The following is a 16,407-nucleotide window of genomic DNA, read 5'->3' as shown; positions in this document are numbered from 1 at the left end:
GTGTTAGCTTATAACGATCCTCTGGTTCTTGCGCGTGACTCTTGAATGTTTGATGAGGGGGCTCCTTGTTCATTAGGAATATAAACATCATTAGCTTTTTATCGTCCTTGTCTCTTTCACTTTCTGTAAGTGCAAGCTGTGATCAAGAATCCACCGTATTCACATGTGATTTAGAAAATAAAGGTGGCAGTTTGAAAGCTTGCTTTAATCAAGCCGAGAATTCGATGTATTTTGTTGTTGACGAAAATGGGTTGAAAACAGTTTATACTCCAAGACAAGGGAAGAGTTTAGATAACTATAAATGGATAGATATTTCTTTTGAAGAACCTGAATTCATTCCTTTGAAGTTTGAAGTAAATGAAAACAAGAATGCGTATTTTTCATTGACTAGAGGTGGTGGGCGGTTGAGTGTCGTTGCTAACTCCGTTGACATGATTGAAGATGAAAATGCTGTTGAGTACTACTGTGAATTGGAAACTGAAACAGCTCTGGATCCCAACGTTAGATTAAAAATAAAACACGTAAAGCCTAATGAGTTTGAAGCTTGGGGTTAAATAGCAATAGATTCCGGTGAGAGCCTAAATAAAATTCATTGTAATAAAAAGTTAGCTTTTCTAGAAAATCTACTCGAGACGTTTGGATAAGAAATGTTCAGATAAAAAGCGCCGAAAGGCGCTTTTTATTTTCTTTAAAATAAAGTATGGTCTCCCTCCTTTTAAAGTGGTAAGTGTTGAATAATTCAACAGTGGTTAGGTAAATGAATAAAATAACTAAACTCGCTTTGGCTTTGTCCGTATTGACATCTATTGTTGGGTGTCAACTGGTGTCAACTGGTGTCAAATACGCCGATGCAATCGACAGCCACGAAGGAAATAATTGAAAAAGCAAAGGCAGAGTTTGATGGACAACGTTTTTATAAGTTGAATGAATATGATGAAGAAATCAACGTTTCAGATGACGGGGTCATTACCTTCAAGTCTTACTTACCACGCAGCGGCGGCTATGAATGGGTACCAATTGTGATACGCGATACTAGTTTTCGTGTTTCTTGCGATTATTTCAGTGAATATGTTGAAGCTGGAATGGTTGTTCAGGTTCAGTTTGTAGGTAAACGCGGGCGCATTGAAAATTACGACAAGCAACGTTGTGAAGAGTACGGTGAGCCAACATGGCAATAAGATCTATGGATAATTAAAGCGCCGACAGGCGCTTTTTATTTACGTTTTAGTTAACCGTTAGAAAAGATGTAGACCAATCTTCGGAAGATTAGGCAAGCAATGTGTAGTATCTGGTCACAAGTTGGTATGAACTTGCCTTTTAGAAAACGCTAATAAAATCGCTAAACAGCTACATGATAATAGAACGACACCTAAGTTTTGTACTGTTCCAGCCATCGCTAATCCCGTCCCGATCATGATGTAGTACATGAGCCCAAATAAAGCGCCTGCGCTACCTACCTGTTGTTTATAATCAACGAGTGCGTCACTGAGTATATTGGGTATCGCAATCCCATAAGACATGACGACTAACACCATTGGAGCAACAAACCAGATTGATTGGTTCAGAATCAACACACCGACTGATCCAACGCTAATCAATATTGCTGAGAGCCAAAGTAGCTGACTTTTTTGAACATTTTTGGACACTAGGGATTTGTTTAAATAACTCCCAAGCAGAGTGCCTAATCCCAGTACCATGCCACTGTATCCAAATTGTTCGGAGTTATACCCAAGTGCTGAGAAAGTAAATGCGCCAAGCTGGTAATAAGAAAATAGAGCAATGTTATACAAAGCAACCAGTAATCCTGAGCGCCAAATTCGCGCGTCTCTTACCATTTTCCAGCTAAGTTGATGCAACCGCACTGGTGTCTGTTCCTTCTGTGTTTCAGGAAGCTTAATGACGTTATAAGCGAACAATACTAACGCGATTAAAAACAAGGCAAAAAATACATAACGGTATCCACCAAGCGCTGTAAGCTGCCCGCCTAATAGCATGCCAACTACCGGACTGATTGATATACCCATCCCCATTAAGCTAAAGACTTTACTCAGTTCTTGACCGTCAAACGCGTCACGAAGCATGGTCTGTGTGACAACGGATCCTACCGCGATACCAAATGCGCTTAAGGCTCGCGCGGTCATGACAACAGCAAAGCTTTCGGTTTGAGTTGCGAGTAAAGATGCGCAACCATAGATAAAGAGCCCAATAAGCATGGTGGGCCTTCTTCCCAGTTTATCTGCGAGAACTCCCCAAACTACAACGCCAATGGCAAAAGCTAGGAAGTAAATCGACAATGTTTGGGCTGCTTGTGCGTGGTTTACATCAAATGAAAGAGCGATTGAGCTCAGTGCCGGGCTATAGATGGTTTCTACAATTTGCGGAAACATCAACATAACCAGCATGAGCCATAAAGAGGGCTTAGTATTCATATTGTTACCCATCGTTAATGAAGTTGGCGGGCAGTATAAATGAGGCTATGATTGATCTAATAACAACATAAAAACCAAATACATCAACATTCGGACAAAATGGCGCTTATTAACGAAAAAACACAATTTGATGCAGACAAAATTTCTAATTGTGTAGTGGGAATTGCTGCGGATATTGGCAAGCACGACTCAGGTATGCATATGCACAAGAAAGGGCAGTTATTGTACGCACCTCAAGGTTGTATGAGTTTTGCTCTGGAAGACTCGATTTGTATTTTGCCACCGACAAAGGCGGTTTGGATCCCACCTAATACGCCGCATCGCGCACTAATGACGAATGTGGTGGCGTACCGATCTTTGTATTTTGATTGTGAGGAGTTTGCCTGTCCGAGTAAGATCACGATGATAGAAGTGAATAATTTACTCCAAGCTCTTATTGATAAAATGTCATTTTGGGAGTGGGATAAGCCTAGCAGCGAGATGGTAAATACGACGGCGCTTTTTTGGGAGGAGTTTTATGCTGCGAAACGTTATTCGTTTCAGTTGCCTTTGCCATCACATCGGCGCTTAACAACGTTTCGTCGAGAGTTGGTTGAACCTTCATTTCTAGCTCCTTCACTTACTACTCTTGCAAGCAAAGTTGGGGCAAGCACCAAGACGGTAACACGATTATTTAAGTCGGAAACGGGAATGAATTATCAAGATTGGCGGCAACAGTGGAGGCTTTTAAAGGCAGTTGAATTGTTATCAACGGGCATGCCAGTCAGCGCAGCTGCCGATTGGCTGGAGTTTTCGTCAGACAGTGCTTTTATTGCATTTTTCAAAAAGCAAACTGGACAAACACCTCTGACGTTTATGAAAACCAAACCTTAAGCGTCAAAATGCTCACACTCTTTCTAGAACAAACCCCAGGTTCACAGGCTCAGCCTATAAAGCATACATAGACAGGTACCAACGTGCAGGTTACTTGTCTTTACTCTGCAGTTTGCGAAAGTATTGCGTAGTAAAATCAACAAAGGCTCGGATGCGTTTTGGTTGATGTCGGTCGTGATGATAAAGGAGTGAAAATTCCACACTCGGAATGCTCCAATTGGTAAACACTTCTTTTAGCTTGCCTGTCTGGAGTTCTTGTTGACAATAAAGTGCTGGCACACGGATGATGCCATTTCCCGCCAAGGCTGCTTTTATCATTACTCTGCCACTCTTACATCGTAACTGTCCACGTATCTGGTGTTCCGTTGACTGCTTTGTATTCGTGTTCTCAAATGCCCACCGTGTCACACTACCTGTCAAACAAACGTGTTTTTCTAAGTCCTTTGGATGCGAAGGATAGCCATATGTTTCTAAATAGTTTGGGCTTGCGTATGTCCCCATTTCCACATCGATCAGTTTGCGAGCGATAAAGTTGGAGTCGTCTAACTTTCCCATTCGAAAAGCGATATCGAATTCATCTGCGATTAAATCGACACGATGGCTACTAAAATCTAAGTTAATGCTCACTTGTGGGTGTTGGATTAGAAACTGAGCAACGATATCTGCGACAACGTCTTCTCCTAAATAGCCCCCCACACAGTTGATACGAATGTCACCTCTTAAGTCTTCTACATCATCAACCACTGCCATAACAGCTTGATCAATATTGTGAAGGGCAGTTTCACACTGTTTATACAGAACCTTGCCTGCTTCGGTGAGGTTCAGTGTTCGAGTGGTCCTTTGTAGCAAAGTGACACCAATCTGTTGCTCCAGATTTGTTATTTGACGTGAAACGTGTGAGCGAGAAACGCCAAGTTGCTCTGCTGCTTTCGTGAAGTTTCCTAGTTGAGCGATTAGGACGAAAGAGCGAATATCCGCAAGGTTGATGTGTGTTTGCATGATGACTTCTTCATAATTCAAAAAAGTATTGTTGCAGTATAACAACAGTGTTTCAACTAGGTCGGTATATATCAACAAAAAAAGTTTTCTTAAACTTACCGCCACTGATGTAAACCGTTCGATTAAGGATTCAAAATGAAAAAGTTAATTGTTATTACAGGCGCCAGTTCAGGCATTGGTGAAGCGATTGCACGTCACTTCAGTGAACAGGGCCATGCTCTTCTTTTGTTAGCAAGACGTGTAGAACGTTTGGAAGCATTAAACTTACCAAATACGCTTTGTGAAAAGGTAGATGTGACCGACAAAGCTTCTTTCGAGGCTGCAATTGAGAAAGCTGAAGCGTTGTATGGTCCGGTAGATGCACTTGTAAATAACGCAGGCGTTATGCTTCTAGGTCAGATAGATACTCAGGAAGCATCGGAGTGGAAGCGCATGTTTGATGTGAACGTAATTGGCTTACTCAATGGCATGCAGTCCGTCCTAGCACCGATGAAAGCACGTAACAGTGGTACGATCATTAACATCAGCTCTATCGCGGGCAAGAAAACATTCCCTGATCATGCTGCTTATTGCGGTACCAAATTTGCGGTTCATGCTATTTCTGAAAACGTACGTGAAGAAGTTGCGTCATCGAATGTTCGCGTTACGACGATTGCACCTGGTGCAGTGGAAACGGAATTACTTTCACATACAACGTCTCAAGATATTAAAGATGGCTATGACGCTTGGAAGGTGGATATGGGCGGCGTGTTGGCAGCAGACGACATTGCACGAGCAGTGCTGTTTGCTTATCAGCAACCGCAAGGTGTATGTGTTCGTGAAATTGCTTTGGCACCGACAAAACAACAACCTTAACATTGAGTTACGGCGATTTTAGGTCACTAAAGCCGTAAAACTTTGCATATCGATTCGTGATTGAGATGGCATCTTTAAACTAAGTTGCGTGAAAATTTAGGCCATCTATTTAAATCCGGACAATAAGTGTGTTATTGCTTATACCCAAGTTACTTAAGGTGAGAAAAAACTTTGAGTAATTTGGGTTTTTATTTGGTCTTAACTTTAGGTAGCGGAATTTATTTAGGTCGAAGGCGATAGTTGTGAAGAAAGGAGAGTGTGACGTAAAACAAAATGAAGCAATATCCGTCTCTTAATGAGAATTGATTTCATCAACGTCACAAGCCGTTACAATTATCCGTTAGGTATTATACTTTGTGGGTGGTTAATATTTAACCAAACAAGGAGGTGTGTATGAAACGATTCGCAAACATACTTTTTGCAACACAAGGATTGCCAGGCCATAGTGACGCCCTCGAACAAGCGATGAGGATTGCATCTAGCAACAAAGTGCCTGTCTCAGGGCTAATAGCGTGTCCTGATTTCCCAACAGACATGATCCAGTATCAGCAAAGTTATGAGCAATCGCTGCAAGACTCCCTCAAACAAAGTATTCACGAATATAGACAGAAGCTGGGACTCTCTGAAGAGGATCTCGCATTTCCTCTTACTGTGAAAAGCAGTGAAAAGCCCGCTGTCTGTATTATTCAAGAAGCATTAGCTGATAACAAAGATCTCATCATCAAAGAAGCTGAACCGCTCGGTGAAGGTGCTGAGGGTTTCAAAGCTATTGATATGACTCTGTTACGAAAATGCCCTTGTCCGCTTTGGTTGCACCGACCAATTGATAAGCCAAGAGATAAGCGCCGTGTTGCTGTGGCTATCGACCCATTAACGGCAAGCGATGAACAGCACTCATTAGCCGTGCGTTTACTCGAATTATCGCGTTCGATTGCCGACACCTGCGATAGTCGTTTACACGTGATTTCTTGCTGGGAGTATTACTTAGAAAACTACCTAAATGGTAACGCTTGGATTCAAGTCGATGATGCTGAGTTGAAACATGAACTCGACAAAGCAAAAGCCGATCATAAACAAGCTCTGCAACAGCTGTTGGAGGAGTCTGGGATTACAGGTGAAATTGTGATTCACCACCTGCATGGAAAACCCGACGAAAAGATTCCAGATTACGTAGAGAGTATTGAGGTAGACGTGCTGGTAATGGGAACCTTAGCGAGAACTGGTATATCTGGCTATGTCATTGGTAATACGGCTGAAAATATTTTGCAATCGATTAACTGTAGTTTGGTCGCTCTTAAGCCCGATGGTTTTGTCTCACCGATTCAGTAATTGGGGTGTAACAAAGTTGGGTTTAAGTGATGTTTTAGGTAAAGGAGGGAGATGGATCTCTAGAACATGGAATTATCAATGTATCAATAAGTTATCAGAGGAGAGTGACATGAAAAACCTATGCCCGAAATGCCACACAGAAATGATAGAACGTTCGAATGTTTATGTTTGTCCGAGAAATGATATCGGTGACTGCACCTACGATGCATTCGAGTTAGCTGATGACGATAATCCATATACATTCAGCCAAGAACACGTAAGTAGTGACCTACGTTCTTATGCCGTAGCAGACAGCAAATAGCGGTTTGTATCGGCGTTCCTCTAAGTAGCACTCAGTGATTACTGTTTGCTACTTTTCCCTTGGTTTCATGATCGTTTTTGAAGCGCTTGGGCTAAAACAATACAGTGGAGTTTGTCATTTGCGCCGAATAGGGCGTACCTTCTTATAATAACGAATGGGCTGCGATGTTGAATAACATAACGGGTAAAGAAAACCTGCCGAAAAACCTAGATAATCAGTTGGTCTTACTGATTTTCCCTGCGCTGCCAGTTTTAATCTTCTCTTTTCTCTTCTACATCTATACTCCTGCAGGCGTGAGCTGGAATGCGGAATGGATACCAAGCCTCGATATCAACCTTAGCTTTAGACTAGATGGCCTTTCATTTCTTTTTGCGGGACTGATCAGTGGGATTGGCGCGCTGATTCAAATCTACGCTTTGGCTTATTTACGGGAAAGTGATAGCCGGTTTTCCTTTCATTTGTATCTAACCCTATTCATGCTTGCCATGCTAGGGATTGTGATGAGCGATAACATTCTGTTGTTATTTGTTTTCTGGGAACTCACCACCATCACTTCTTATTTAATGATCGGGTTTAATCACGAAAATAAAACGTCTCGGAAAAACGCCTTGCAGTCGCTGATTGTTACTGGTGCTGGTGGACTAGCGTTGCTAGCTGGTCTTATCTTGCTGGGAGCAATGGCAGGGAGTTATGAGCTAAATACCATTATCGAGCAGGCAGACACTATTGCGCAGCATGAATGGTTTATCCCATCTCTAGTGCTCATACTACTCGGTGCATTTACTAAATCTGCGCAATTCCCGTTTCATTTTTGGCTACCTAACGCGATGGCAGCTCCCACTCCGGTCAGTGCGTATTTACACTCGGCAACAATGGTAAAGGCAGGCATTTACCTATTAGCACGTTTATCGCCAGTTTATGCCCACAGCGAGATCTGGTTTTATGCTTTAGTCATCACTGGGAGTATCACGGCCATTTGGTGCACATTTGTCGCATTAAAACAAACTGACTTGAAGCTGATGCTAGCCTACAGCACGAATGTTGCTTTGGGTAAATTAACATTATTACTAGGTATGGGCACAGATTTGGCTGTTAGTGCAGTATTGATGTTTATTCTCGCTCACTCTTTCTATAAAGCTGCGCTGTTTATGGTGGTGGGTAATATCGACAAAGCGACAGGAACACGAGATATTGATCAATTGTACGGTCTGAAGTCAGTTCTCGTCATCAGCATGGTTGCGGGGAGTTTGGCTGCATTGTCTAAAGCGGGGTTCCCGCCGTTGTTAGGCTTTTTGAGCAAAGAATACATGTACAAGTCCGCAGTAGAGCTCAATAACTGGATCGCCTTTGTACTATTAATCGTGAATATACTGATGGTCGCGCTAACCATTATGCTTATTGCGAGACCATTCTTTGCTCGCCGTGATCTCGTGCCGATTGAAACTAAGCCAGTTGAGACAAAAAACGCCATGTGGATCTCGCCTTTGCTCTTGGCACTTGGCAGTCTCCTGGTCCCGTTATTCGGTTTAAATTGGTTAGATCGCAATATTATTTTTCCGGGCTCTGCTGACATTCTGCCCACAGCAGCTCTTAAAGAGACATCACTATGGCATGGCGTGAATGTACCGTTAGTGTTAAGCGTTATTACGCTAGCGTTGGGGTATGTGGTGTACCGTGTTTATCCAGCTGTGTCTGCATTTTTTCAGCGGTTACATCTATTCGTCCCCAAAGCGGAGAATATTTTTGAACGACTATTAGATGGCATGATGACAGTGGCGAAGTGGCAAACGGCGCGGTTACAGCAAAAGAAATTGAGTCGCTATGTCCTATTATTTTTCACGGTACTTGCCGTTGCGTTACTGAGTCAGGTAGCGCTTATTCCTCTGCCTTTGGTTGGCGAACTTTCAAGTGTCACTTTCTATGAGATTGGTATTGCCTTATTGTTGATTGGTGCTGCGCTCGTATGTACGTTGTCCCACGCAAGACTTCTTGCGATTTCTGCGCTTGGTATGATTGGCTTCATGACTACGCTTGTTTTTATGATTTATAGCGCCCCGGACGTTGCGAAGACTTTACTGTTAGTGGAAACATTAATGGTGGTCTTTCTTGCATTGTTAATGCGTCATATGCCGCGTCTAACCACCGTGCCCAAGCATTCAATAAAACGTAAAGTAGCGAATATTTGCATAGCAGGTGTGATAGGTGTTTCGGTTACTTTACTTTTGTTAGGAATCACGTCTCAGCCGATGGACTCTTCGGTGTCAGATTTCTTTGCAGAAAACAGTGTCCCGGGTGGACATGGGCGAAACATTGTTAACGTTATTCTGGTTGACTTTCGCGCATTTGATACATTGGGAGAAGTTGTCGTCGTTGTTATTGCTGGGATTGCGGCAGTGAGTTTGCTTAAGACAAGAGCGAAAAAGCAAAATCGTATCCAATCATTAATTTTTGCAACCACGGCACACATCGTTTCGGCACTCATGCTCGTATTTTCAGTGTATCTGTTGTTACGTGGTCATAACGAACCGGGTGGTGGCTTTATTGGTGCGTTGATTGCCGTTATTGGTTTATCACTTCTCATGTTCGCGGAATCACCGAAATACGTTCGTTCTAGGTTGTATTTCAAACCGTTTCTCATTGCGTTATCTGGCATCGCATTGAGCTTAGTTTCTGGTGCTTTGAGCTTTGCGTTTGATAAACCGTTTTTGACCGGACTGTGGTGGAAAGACGTGATACCACTAGGGACGCCATTGGTTTTTGATGTTGGTGTTTATCTTGCCGTTATAGGTGGCGTGATGGGTATGCTGCTTCGTATTAATGAGGAGCTAGAGTGATGGAAATAGTCTGGAGTGTTGTCGTTGGAGTATTTGTCGCAGCAGGTGTTTATTTAATGCTTGAAAAGCATATCTTGCGCCTTTTGTTCGGCATCATGTTACTCAGTAGTGCGGTTAACCTTGCTATTTTTACCGCTGGAAGGCTGACGCCCGGAGAGCCGCCATTGATTGGCGATAATGCTCTTTTACCACCAGATAGCGCGGCAAATCCTTTACCTCAAGCGCTTATCTTAACTGCGATAGTCATCGGTTTTGGACTACTTATTTTTGCTTTAATGCTGTTCTATCGAGCTTATAAAGACACTGGAACTGCAAACGTCGATGAAATGCAACGTTCTGAGGAGGGTCAATGAGTTCGATTTTGCTTACGTTACCGGTTGTTCTCTCGCTGAGTACGGCGTTGACTATCTTCTTCGTCCGTCGCTCAACAAAAAGTGTTGAGTGGTTGAGCGGTGTAAGTGCGATTTCGAACCTTTTCGTTGCGGGCTTTCTCACAGAAAACATCATAAGTAATGGTATTCAAGCCGTTGCTTTTGGTCAGTGGAGTGCGCCATTTGGTATCGTGTTTGTCGCAGATTACCTCAGCGTTGCTATGGTGATGATAACGGCGGTGATTGGTGCGATATGTGTTTTCTACGCGATGGCGGACCTTCACCGAAAGCCCTCCTATAGCAATTATCATGCGTTAATGCACATGTTGCTTGCTGGCGTTTATGGCGCTTTCCTGACTGGAGATATTTTTAATCTGTATGTTTGGTTTGAGGTCATGCTCATTTCATCATTTGGTTTAATGGTGTTAGATGCAACGAAAACTCAAGTTGATGGTGCAGTAAAGTACGTGATGTTGAACCTGATTTCGACGCTGGTATTTTTACTTGCTATCGGTTTATTGTATGGCGCAACGGGCACCTTGAACTTGGCCGATCTCTACACCAAAGTTGCGGAAAATGAATTGAGCATCAACATGATGCTGTCCGCGCTATTTTTGTTTGCCTTCTCTATTAAAGCGGCACTCTTTCCTTTATTTGCTTGGTTGCCCGCTTCTTATCACACGTTGCCAAGCGGTGTGGTGGCACTGTTTGCCGCGTTGCTTACTAAAGTCGGTGTATACGCGTTGATAAGAGTCTTCACCTTAGTATTTCCGCTCGCCGAGAGTGGCTGGCAACCGACGTTAATTTGGGTCGCAGGGCTAACCATGTTAACGGGCGTTTTAGGAGCGGCTAGCCAATTCGACATTAAGAAAATTCTTTCTTTTCATATTATTAGCCAAATAGGCTATATGATCATGGGGTTGGCTATTTACACTCCCTTAGCTTTAGCCGGTGCCATTTTCTACATTGTTCATCACATCATTGTAAAAGCGAATTTGTTCTTAATAGGTGGATTCATCGAGCGCAAATATGGCTCTAGTCAACTTGAACATTTGGGTGGGGTATATAAAGCTATGCCTTGGTTGGCGTTCTTGTTTCTTGTCCCTGCGTTTTCTCTGGCCGGTTTTCCACCGCTATCGGGTTTCTGGGGAAAGCTATTGGTCATCAAGTCGAGCATACAGGCTGAATATTACTGGTTAGCAGGTACCGCGTTATTGGTGGGGTTGCTTACCGTCTACTCGATGACGAAAATTTGGAGTGAGGCATTTTGGAAAAAGCCATTTAGAGAGAAGCCAGAACAGACTCTGCAGGCCAAAGTACATTGGTTGTACTGCGTTCCAATTATTGTATTGACAACGTTGACGCTAATCATTGGCTTAGTGGCGGAGCCTTTTTATCAATTTTCCGTTCAAGCTGCAGAACAACTGTTAAATCCGACTGAATACATCAGAGTGGTGTTAGGAGGAAATACATGATCTATCTATTCCTCAATTTTTTCTTAGCGTTAGCGTGGATGATGCTTAATGGCAGCTATTCGAGTCTGAATTTTGTTGTCGGATTTACGGTCGGTTTTTTTGCTTTAAGGTTGAGTCAACCATTTGGATTGAAAACGAGCTATTTTCAACGTTTTGCATCTGCATTGAAGTTATTGGTGTACTTCGCTTATGAAATGGTTATATCGGTTGCGAAAGTGGTGTGGGACGTCGTGACACCTACTCATTTGAGTCAGCCTGATATCGTTTATGTCCCTCTGGAGGTCGATTCTGACCTAGAAATCACATTACTGGCGAACATGGTTTCTTTAACACCGGGTACGCTTAGTTTGGATGTTACGGCTGATAAAAAGTATCTTATCGTTCATGCCATGTTTGCACCTGAACATGAAGAGGTTATTCGCGGAATTAAAGATGGGTTAGAGCATCGAATTTTGGAGGTGACGCGTGGATAGTTGGCTGCAAATAACGGTCACTTTTGCCTATTCTGGGCTACTACTCAGCTTTGTTATGGCTTTTGCTCGTTTAATTCTAGGACCAACGCTAGCTGATCGAGTTGTGGCGTTAGATCTGATTTCATTTATCACTATCGGATTTATTACGGTTTACACCTTAGACAGCGGTGAGGACGCTCTGTTAGACATCGCCATTACATTAGGTTTGGTCGCATTTCTCGGCACGATCGCATTTGCACGTTTGATCGTTAAAAGAAAGGAGAAAGAATAATGGACGTGTTGATTGGACTATTTTTATGCTTAGGAACATTGTTGACCTTGGTTGCAAGTCTAGGTGTCCTGAGGCTTCCTGATTTGTATACCCGAATGCATGCAGCGACCAAAGCTGGAACTGTCGGAGTGAGCTGCTTGTTATTAGCGGTCGCTTTCTCACTCCCTGAAGTTACCGTGATCTCTCGGGTTATCGGTACGATGTTGTTTATCGTTCTCACTGCGCCAGTCGCCTCCCACCTGCTCGGCAGAGCAATGCGAGAGGTCGGATATAAGATTTGGCGCAATGATTAACCATTAGCGTCGAATAGTACTACGTCCTAGTTGAAATAAACTCGAAGCTGTATTGATGAAGTCGGAAGTAATTGACGGTATATTCAAATGCACGACCATCTTCTAGGTAACCAGTGGACTCAACTTTTAGAATAGGGGAAGCTTCTGATTCATTCAGGTATGAGGCCGTCTCTGTATCTAACAAATACGGTTTGACAGACTGACTGCTTTTCGCAATTTTCAATCCTTTGCTATTTTCAATGTACTCATATTTAGAACCATTCATTATGGCTATGCTCAAGTCTGGAAATAACATTGCTGGCATATGAGTGACTTCGTAAATTTCAGGCTCATCATTAATACATCTGAGTCTATGTATTTCATATGTATCATCATTGGGCGAGAGATTTAACTGCTTAGCAACCTGCTCATTCGGCTTTTTAAGTTCGAACTTTATGACTTGAGAGCTAGGCGTTTTCCCCTGTTTACTGACTTCCTCGATAAAACCCAGCAAATGTAAGGCATCATGTTGGGCTTTTAGATCGTTTACATAAGTTCCACTACCTCTTGTCCGACTAATTAAATTATTGTCGACCAGAATTTGTAAGCTTTTTCTGATGGTTACGCGGCTTACGGAAAACTCTTCTTGCAAATCACTCTCTTTTGGAAGCATCGATTTAGGTTGTAGTTCCCCATCTTTGATCTTTTTTTCTAATCGTTCCGCAATGTCTATGTATTTGGGTTTCATAATACCTCGCTAAGTCTTGGATCATGATAGCAAGAATGTGATCTGAGATGTAGTTAATACTTTTCCTTAGGATCTTTGTGTGATTTTTATCTCGTATCTTTGTGCTTACACTTTAAATGTATCATAAAAGTATTAATACTTATTTTATACATTTGCAGGGTAAACATTTGAGGTAGCGGAATGAAACGTCAAAAATTAACGATTGTTGGTGCTGGCAGTACATACACACTTGGTATGATGAACAGCCTTATTGCTGAAAAAGATAACTTTCCACTCGCAAAAGTCGTGTTTTACGACATAGATGAGAAACGCCAAGAGTCGAATGCATTAGCTACTGAAATTCTATTGCGAGAACACTATCCAGAAGTTGAAGAGTTTGTTTATACAACGGATAAATCTGTCGCATTCTCAGATTCGGACTTTTTCTTTATCCAGATCCGCACTGGTGGGTTGGCCATGCGCGAGCGCGATGAACAGATCCCGCTATCCAACTCTTGTGTTGGGCAAGAGACATGTGGCGCGGGAGGAATGGCATATGGACTTCGCTCTATCGGCGACATGATCCAGCTAGTGAACGAGATCCGACAAACGTGTCCAGATGCGTGGATTCTTAATTACACCAACCCGGCGGCAATTGTCGCTGAAGCTTTAAATCGTGAATTTCCGCATGATAAGCGAATTCTAAATATCTGTGATATGCCAGCAGCGATTATGGTCAGCTATGCGCAATTGTTAGGATGTGAAATTTGGGACTTCGTTCCTGAATATTTTGGGCTTAATCACTATGGCTGGTTTACCAAAATTCGTAACAAACAGGGTGAAGACTTAACGGACAAAATTAAAAATATCATCCTAAAAGAAGGGATCAGTGCGGTTGATGCGGAAATAGCGGATGACCCATCGTGGCAAGCCACATTCAAAAACATGAGAACAATGCTTGTTGATAATCCAGAGTTTTTGCCGAATACGTATCTTCAGTACTATTTGTACCCTGAAAAAATGGTGGCGAAAGAGGATATCAACAATACCCGCGCAAGGCAGGTAATTAACGGCCGTGAGAAACGAGTGTTCGAATTGAACGCAAGAATAATTGAAGCGGGCACCACGAAGCACGAAACACTGCATGCCGATATCCATGGTCGATACATGGTGAGAGTCGCGGCTTCGCTAGCCTACAACTTGAGCGATGTGTATCTCGTCATCGTACCGAATAATGGTGCTATTACAAATTTACAAAATGACGCCATGGTAGAAGTTCCAGCTGCGCTAACTAGTGATGGACCGAAAGCTTTTACTGTAGGAAAAATCCCAACCTTCCAAAAAGCCATGATTGAAAGCCAACTTGGTTACGAGAAATTAGTCGTGGATGCTTGGTACGAAGGAAGTCAGCAAAAGCTGATTAATGCACTCACACTTAACCGTACCGTGGTTAATGTGCCAAAAGCTAAAGAAATAACAAAACAATTACTAGAAGAAAATAAAGCCTACCTTCCTCAATTTTTTCAATAACAACTGGACGTTCGGGGCCTACTTGTAGGCTCCGTGAATGAAACAAGAGGTTTATATGAAAGACATTATTCAAAGGTTCGGGGCCGCGATGTTTGTACCCGTTCTATTATTTCCAGCAGCGGGCATGTTATTGGGTTTCTCTGTTGTGCTGTTAAATCAAGAAGTGTTTCCTTGGGCACTAGAGGGGAGTGCTTGGGTTAAAGTCTCGACGATCATTTTACAGGCATCTCTCGCTGTATTTAAAAATATGGCACTTATTTTTGCCGTTGGGTTACCTATCGCTTTAGCTAAAAAAGCATCTGGTCGCGCTGTACTTGCAACACTTGTTTCCTACATTACGTATAACTACGTTATTGGTGGAATCCTTCAATTTTGGGGGCCAGAACTGGGCGTTAACTATACGGAAGGTGAGCGAGGTTTGACTGAAGTTGGTGGCATTCTAACGCTTGATACCAACTTGCTAGGTGCGATTTTAATTGCAAGTCTCTCTGTTTGGGTTCACAACCGATTCTTTGATAAAAAGCTACCGGATTGGGCGGCTGTATTTGGCGGAACGCCATTGGTTGTGATCATTAGCTTCCCAATTATGGTCGTGATGGCAATTCTAACTTGTTTGACTTGGCCAAGTATTCAGCATGGTATTAACAATCTGCAATCATTTTTGGTTTCTGCTGGATCGTTAGGGGTATGGCTATTTACGTTTTTAGAGCGAATCATGATACCAACGGGGTTGCATCATTTCGTATATGGTCCCGTTTTTTATGGGCCTGTTGCAGTCGATGGCGGAACGGTTTCCTATTGGATTCAAAATATACAGACATTCGCCCAGAGCTCGGAAAGTTTAACGACACAATTTCCTCAGGGTGGTTTGATGTTGACGGGAATGGGTAAAGTGTTTGGTTGTACGGGTATCGCACTAGCACTCTATTCAGTTGCGAAAAAAGAAAATAAAAAGATGGTGATGGGGTTAGTGCTCGGAGCCGCAATCACAGCAATTCTTACAGGGATCACCGAACCAATAGAGTTTACATTCTTATTTATCGCACCTGCGCTGTTTGCTTTGCATGCGTTGTTATCTGCGACAATGGCAACGATCGCCTTTATGTTTGGTGTTTCCGGTAACTTTCAGACTGGCTTGATAGACTTCATTTTCCAAAACTGGTTGCCTTTGGCTGGTAACCATGCAGGAACATACGTGATTCAGATTATTATTGGTCTCATGTTTACTGGTGTTTACTTTGTTACGTTTCGCGCGCTTATTTTAAAATACAACATACTTACTCCGGGACGTGAAGGTGCAGATAGTAAGTTGTATTCCAAAGCTGACTACAAAGAAGCGAAAGCGGTCCATAACAGTAGCGCAAGTCCGTCACAAGCTAGTGCCTTTATTGAAGGTCTGGGTGGAAAAGAAAACATTGAATTGTTAACTAATTGCGCGACGCGTTTGCGTGTTAAAGTTAAAGATGTCTCTCTTGTAAAGGAGAACGCATTTTTCACACAGCACGGAGCGGTGAATATTGTTAGAAATCAAGAGAGCCTTCAAATCATCGTTGGTTTAACGGTGCCACAAGTTCGCGAAGATATGAGCCAACTGATAAAAGCTTAACCCCCAAACTAATTCTCCAGCTCATATGGCTCAAAGGTGAGATATAATTATCTCACCTTTTT

At 42.7% G+C, this 16,407-nt stretch carries 17 protein-coding genes; 14 read left to right on the top strand and 3 right to left on the bottom strand.

Annotation, left to right across the window (positions count from 1 at the left end; genetic code table 11):
- The first annotated feature begins 65 nt into the window (after window positions 1-65).
- Window positions 66-554: a hypothetical protein gene (locus R7093_RS15080; protein WP_225496057.1), complete on the top strand. Its 489-nt coding sequence runs from the start codon at window positions 66-68 to the stop codon at window positions 552-554.
- 279 nt (window positions 555-833) lie between these two features.
- The gene (locus tag R7093_RS15075; RefSeq protein ID WP_262680839.1) at window positions 834-1,178 is read left to right on the top strand and encodes a hypothetical protein; all 345 of its coding nucleotides are present in this window, start codon (window positions 834-836) and stop codon (window positions 1,176-1,178) included.
- 114 nt (window positions 1,179-1,292) lie between these two features.
- Here R7093_RS15075 and R7093_RS15070 read toward each other — a convergent pair whose 3' ends face one another.
- Complete coding sequence (locus R7093_RS15070; protein ID WP_213886136.1) at window positions 1,293-2,429, bottom strand: multidrug effflux MFS transporter; 1,137 nt, start codon at window positions 2,427-2,429, stop codon at window positions 1,293-1,295.
- A gap of 99 nt (window positions 2,430-2,528) precedes the next feature.
- On the opposite strand from R7093_RS15070, the gene R7093_RS15065 reads away from it, so the two are divergent.
- On the top strand, window positions 2,529-3,302 hold the full coding sequence (locus R7093_RS15065; RefSeq protein WP_137282732.1) for an AraC family transcriptional regulator: 774 nt from the start codon (window positions 2,529-2,531) through the stop codon (window positions 3,300-3,302).
- A gap of 90 nt (window positions 3,303-3,392) precedes the next feature.
- On the opposite strand, the gene R7093_RS15060 is transcribed toward R7093_RS15065, so the two are convergent.
- Window positions 3,393-4,301: a LysR family transcriptional regulator gene (locus R7093_RS15060; protein WP_005373334.1), complete on the bottom strand. Its 909-nt coding sequence runs from the start codon at window positions 4,299-4,301 to the stop codon at window positions 3,393-3,395.
- A 135-nt stretch (window positions 4,302-4,436) separates the two neighbouring features.
- Here R7093_RS15060 and R7093_RS15055 point away from each other — a divergent pair, with 135 nt between their 5' ends.
- The 9 genes from R7093_RS15055 to mnhG all read left to right on the top strand — a co-directional run bounded on the left by R7093_RS15055 (window position 4,437) and on the right by mnhG (window position 12,503).
- Window positions 4,437-5,156, top strand: a complete 720-nt coding sequence (locus R7093_RS15055) for an SDR family oxidoreductase (protein ID WP_005373333.1) — start codon at window positions 4,437-4,439, stop codon at window positions 5,154-5,156.
- Between the two features lie 393 nt (window positions 5,157-5,549).
- Window positions 5,550-6,485, top strand: a complete 936-nt coding sequence (locus tag R7093_RS15050) for a universal stress protein (protein WP_005373330.1) — start codon at window positions 5,550-5,552, stop codon at window positions 6,483-6,485.
- A 109-nt stretch (window positions 6,486-6,594) separates the two neighbouring features.
- The gene (locus R7093_RS15045) at window positions 6,595-6,786 is read left to right on the top strand and encodes a hypothetical protein (RefSeq protein ID WP_005373328.1); all 192 of its coding nucleotides are present in this window, start codon (window positions 6,595-6,597) and stop codon (window positions 6,784-6,786) included.
- 164 nt (window positions 6,787-6,950) lie between these two features.
- Entirely contained in the window at window positions 6,951-9,620 is a 2,670-nt protein-coding gene (mbhE, locus tag R7093_RS15040; RefSeq protein ID WP_152665661.1) for a hydrogen gas-evolving membrane-bound hydrogenase subunit E, read from the top strand.
- On the top strand, window positions 9,620-9,973 hold the full coding sequence (locus R7093_RS15035; RefSeq protein WP_017633704.1) for a Na+/H+ antiporter subunit C: 354 nt from the start codon (window positions 9,620-9,622) through the stop codon (window positions 9,971-9,973). Before mbhE ends, R7093_RS15035 begins: the two co-directional genes overlap by 1 nt.
- Window positions 9,970-11,466, top strand: a complete 1,497-nt coding sequence (locus R7093_RS15030; RefSeq protein WP_256900917.1) for a Na+/H+ antiporter subunit D — start codon at window positions 9,970-9,972, stop codon at window positions 11,464-11,466. The genes R7093_RS15035 and R7093_RS15030 overlap by 4 nt, the downstream gene beginning before the upstream one ends.
- Entirely contained in the window at window positions 11,463-11,939 is a 477-nt protein-coding gene (locus R7093_RS15025) for a Na+/H+ antiporter subunit E (protein ID WP_005373320.1), read from the top strand. The genes R7093_RS15030 and R7093_RS15025 overlap by 4 nt, the downstream gene beginning before the upstream one ends.
- Window positions 11,932-12,210, top strand: coding sequence for a cation:proton antiporter (locus R7093_RS15020; protein ID WP_005373317.1), 279 nt, complete (start codon window positions 11,932-11,934; stop codon window positions 12,208-12,210). Before R7093_RS15025 ends, R7093_RS15020 begins: the two co-directional genes overlap by 8 nt.
- On the top strand, window positions 12,210-12,503 hold the full coding sequence (mnhG, locus tag R7093_RS15015; protein ID WP_005373314.1) for a monovalent cation/H(+) antiporter subunit G: 294 nt from the start codon (window positions 12,210-12,212) through the stop codon (window positions 12,501-12,503). Before R7093_RS15020 ends, mnhG begins: the two co-directional genes overlap by 1 nt.
- 19 nt (window positions 12,504-12,522) lie before the next feature.
- Here the strand turns inward: mnhG and R7093_RS15010 are convergent, their stop codons facing one another.
- Entirely contained in the window at window positions 12,523-13,230 is a 708-nt protein-coding gene (locus tag R7093_RS15010) for a GntR family transcriptional regulator (protein WP_047101298.1), read from the bottom strand.
- A 180-nt stretch (window positions 13,231-13,410) separates the two neighbouring features.
- Here R7093_RS15010 and R7093_RS15005 point away from each other — a divergent pair, with 180 nt between their 5' ends.
- Together R7093_RS15005 and R7093_RS15000 are read left to right on the top strand one after the other, a co-directional pair.
- Window positions 13,411-14,739 (top strand): 6-phospho-alpha-glucosidase, encoded by a 1,329-nt coding sequence (locus R7093_RS15005; protein WP_047101299.1) that lies wholly within the window; start codon window positions 13,411-13,413, stop codon window positions 14,737-14,739.
- A gap of 55 nt (window positions 14,740-14,794) precedes the next feature.
- Window positions 14,795-16,345, top strand: a complete 1,551-nt coding sequence (locus R7093_RS15000; protein WP_047101519.1) for an alpha-glucoside-specific PTS transporter subunit IIBC — start codon at window positions 14,795-14,797, stop codon at window positions 16,343-16,345.
- The last annotated feature ends 62 nt before the right edge of the window (window positions 16,346-16,407 follow it).

The organism is Vibrio sp. 1580, assembly GCF_033340055.1.
The sequence above is the reverse complement of the archived record's forward strand: the minus strand, read 5'-3'. Positions and strand labels throughout refer to the sequence as shown.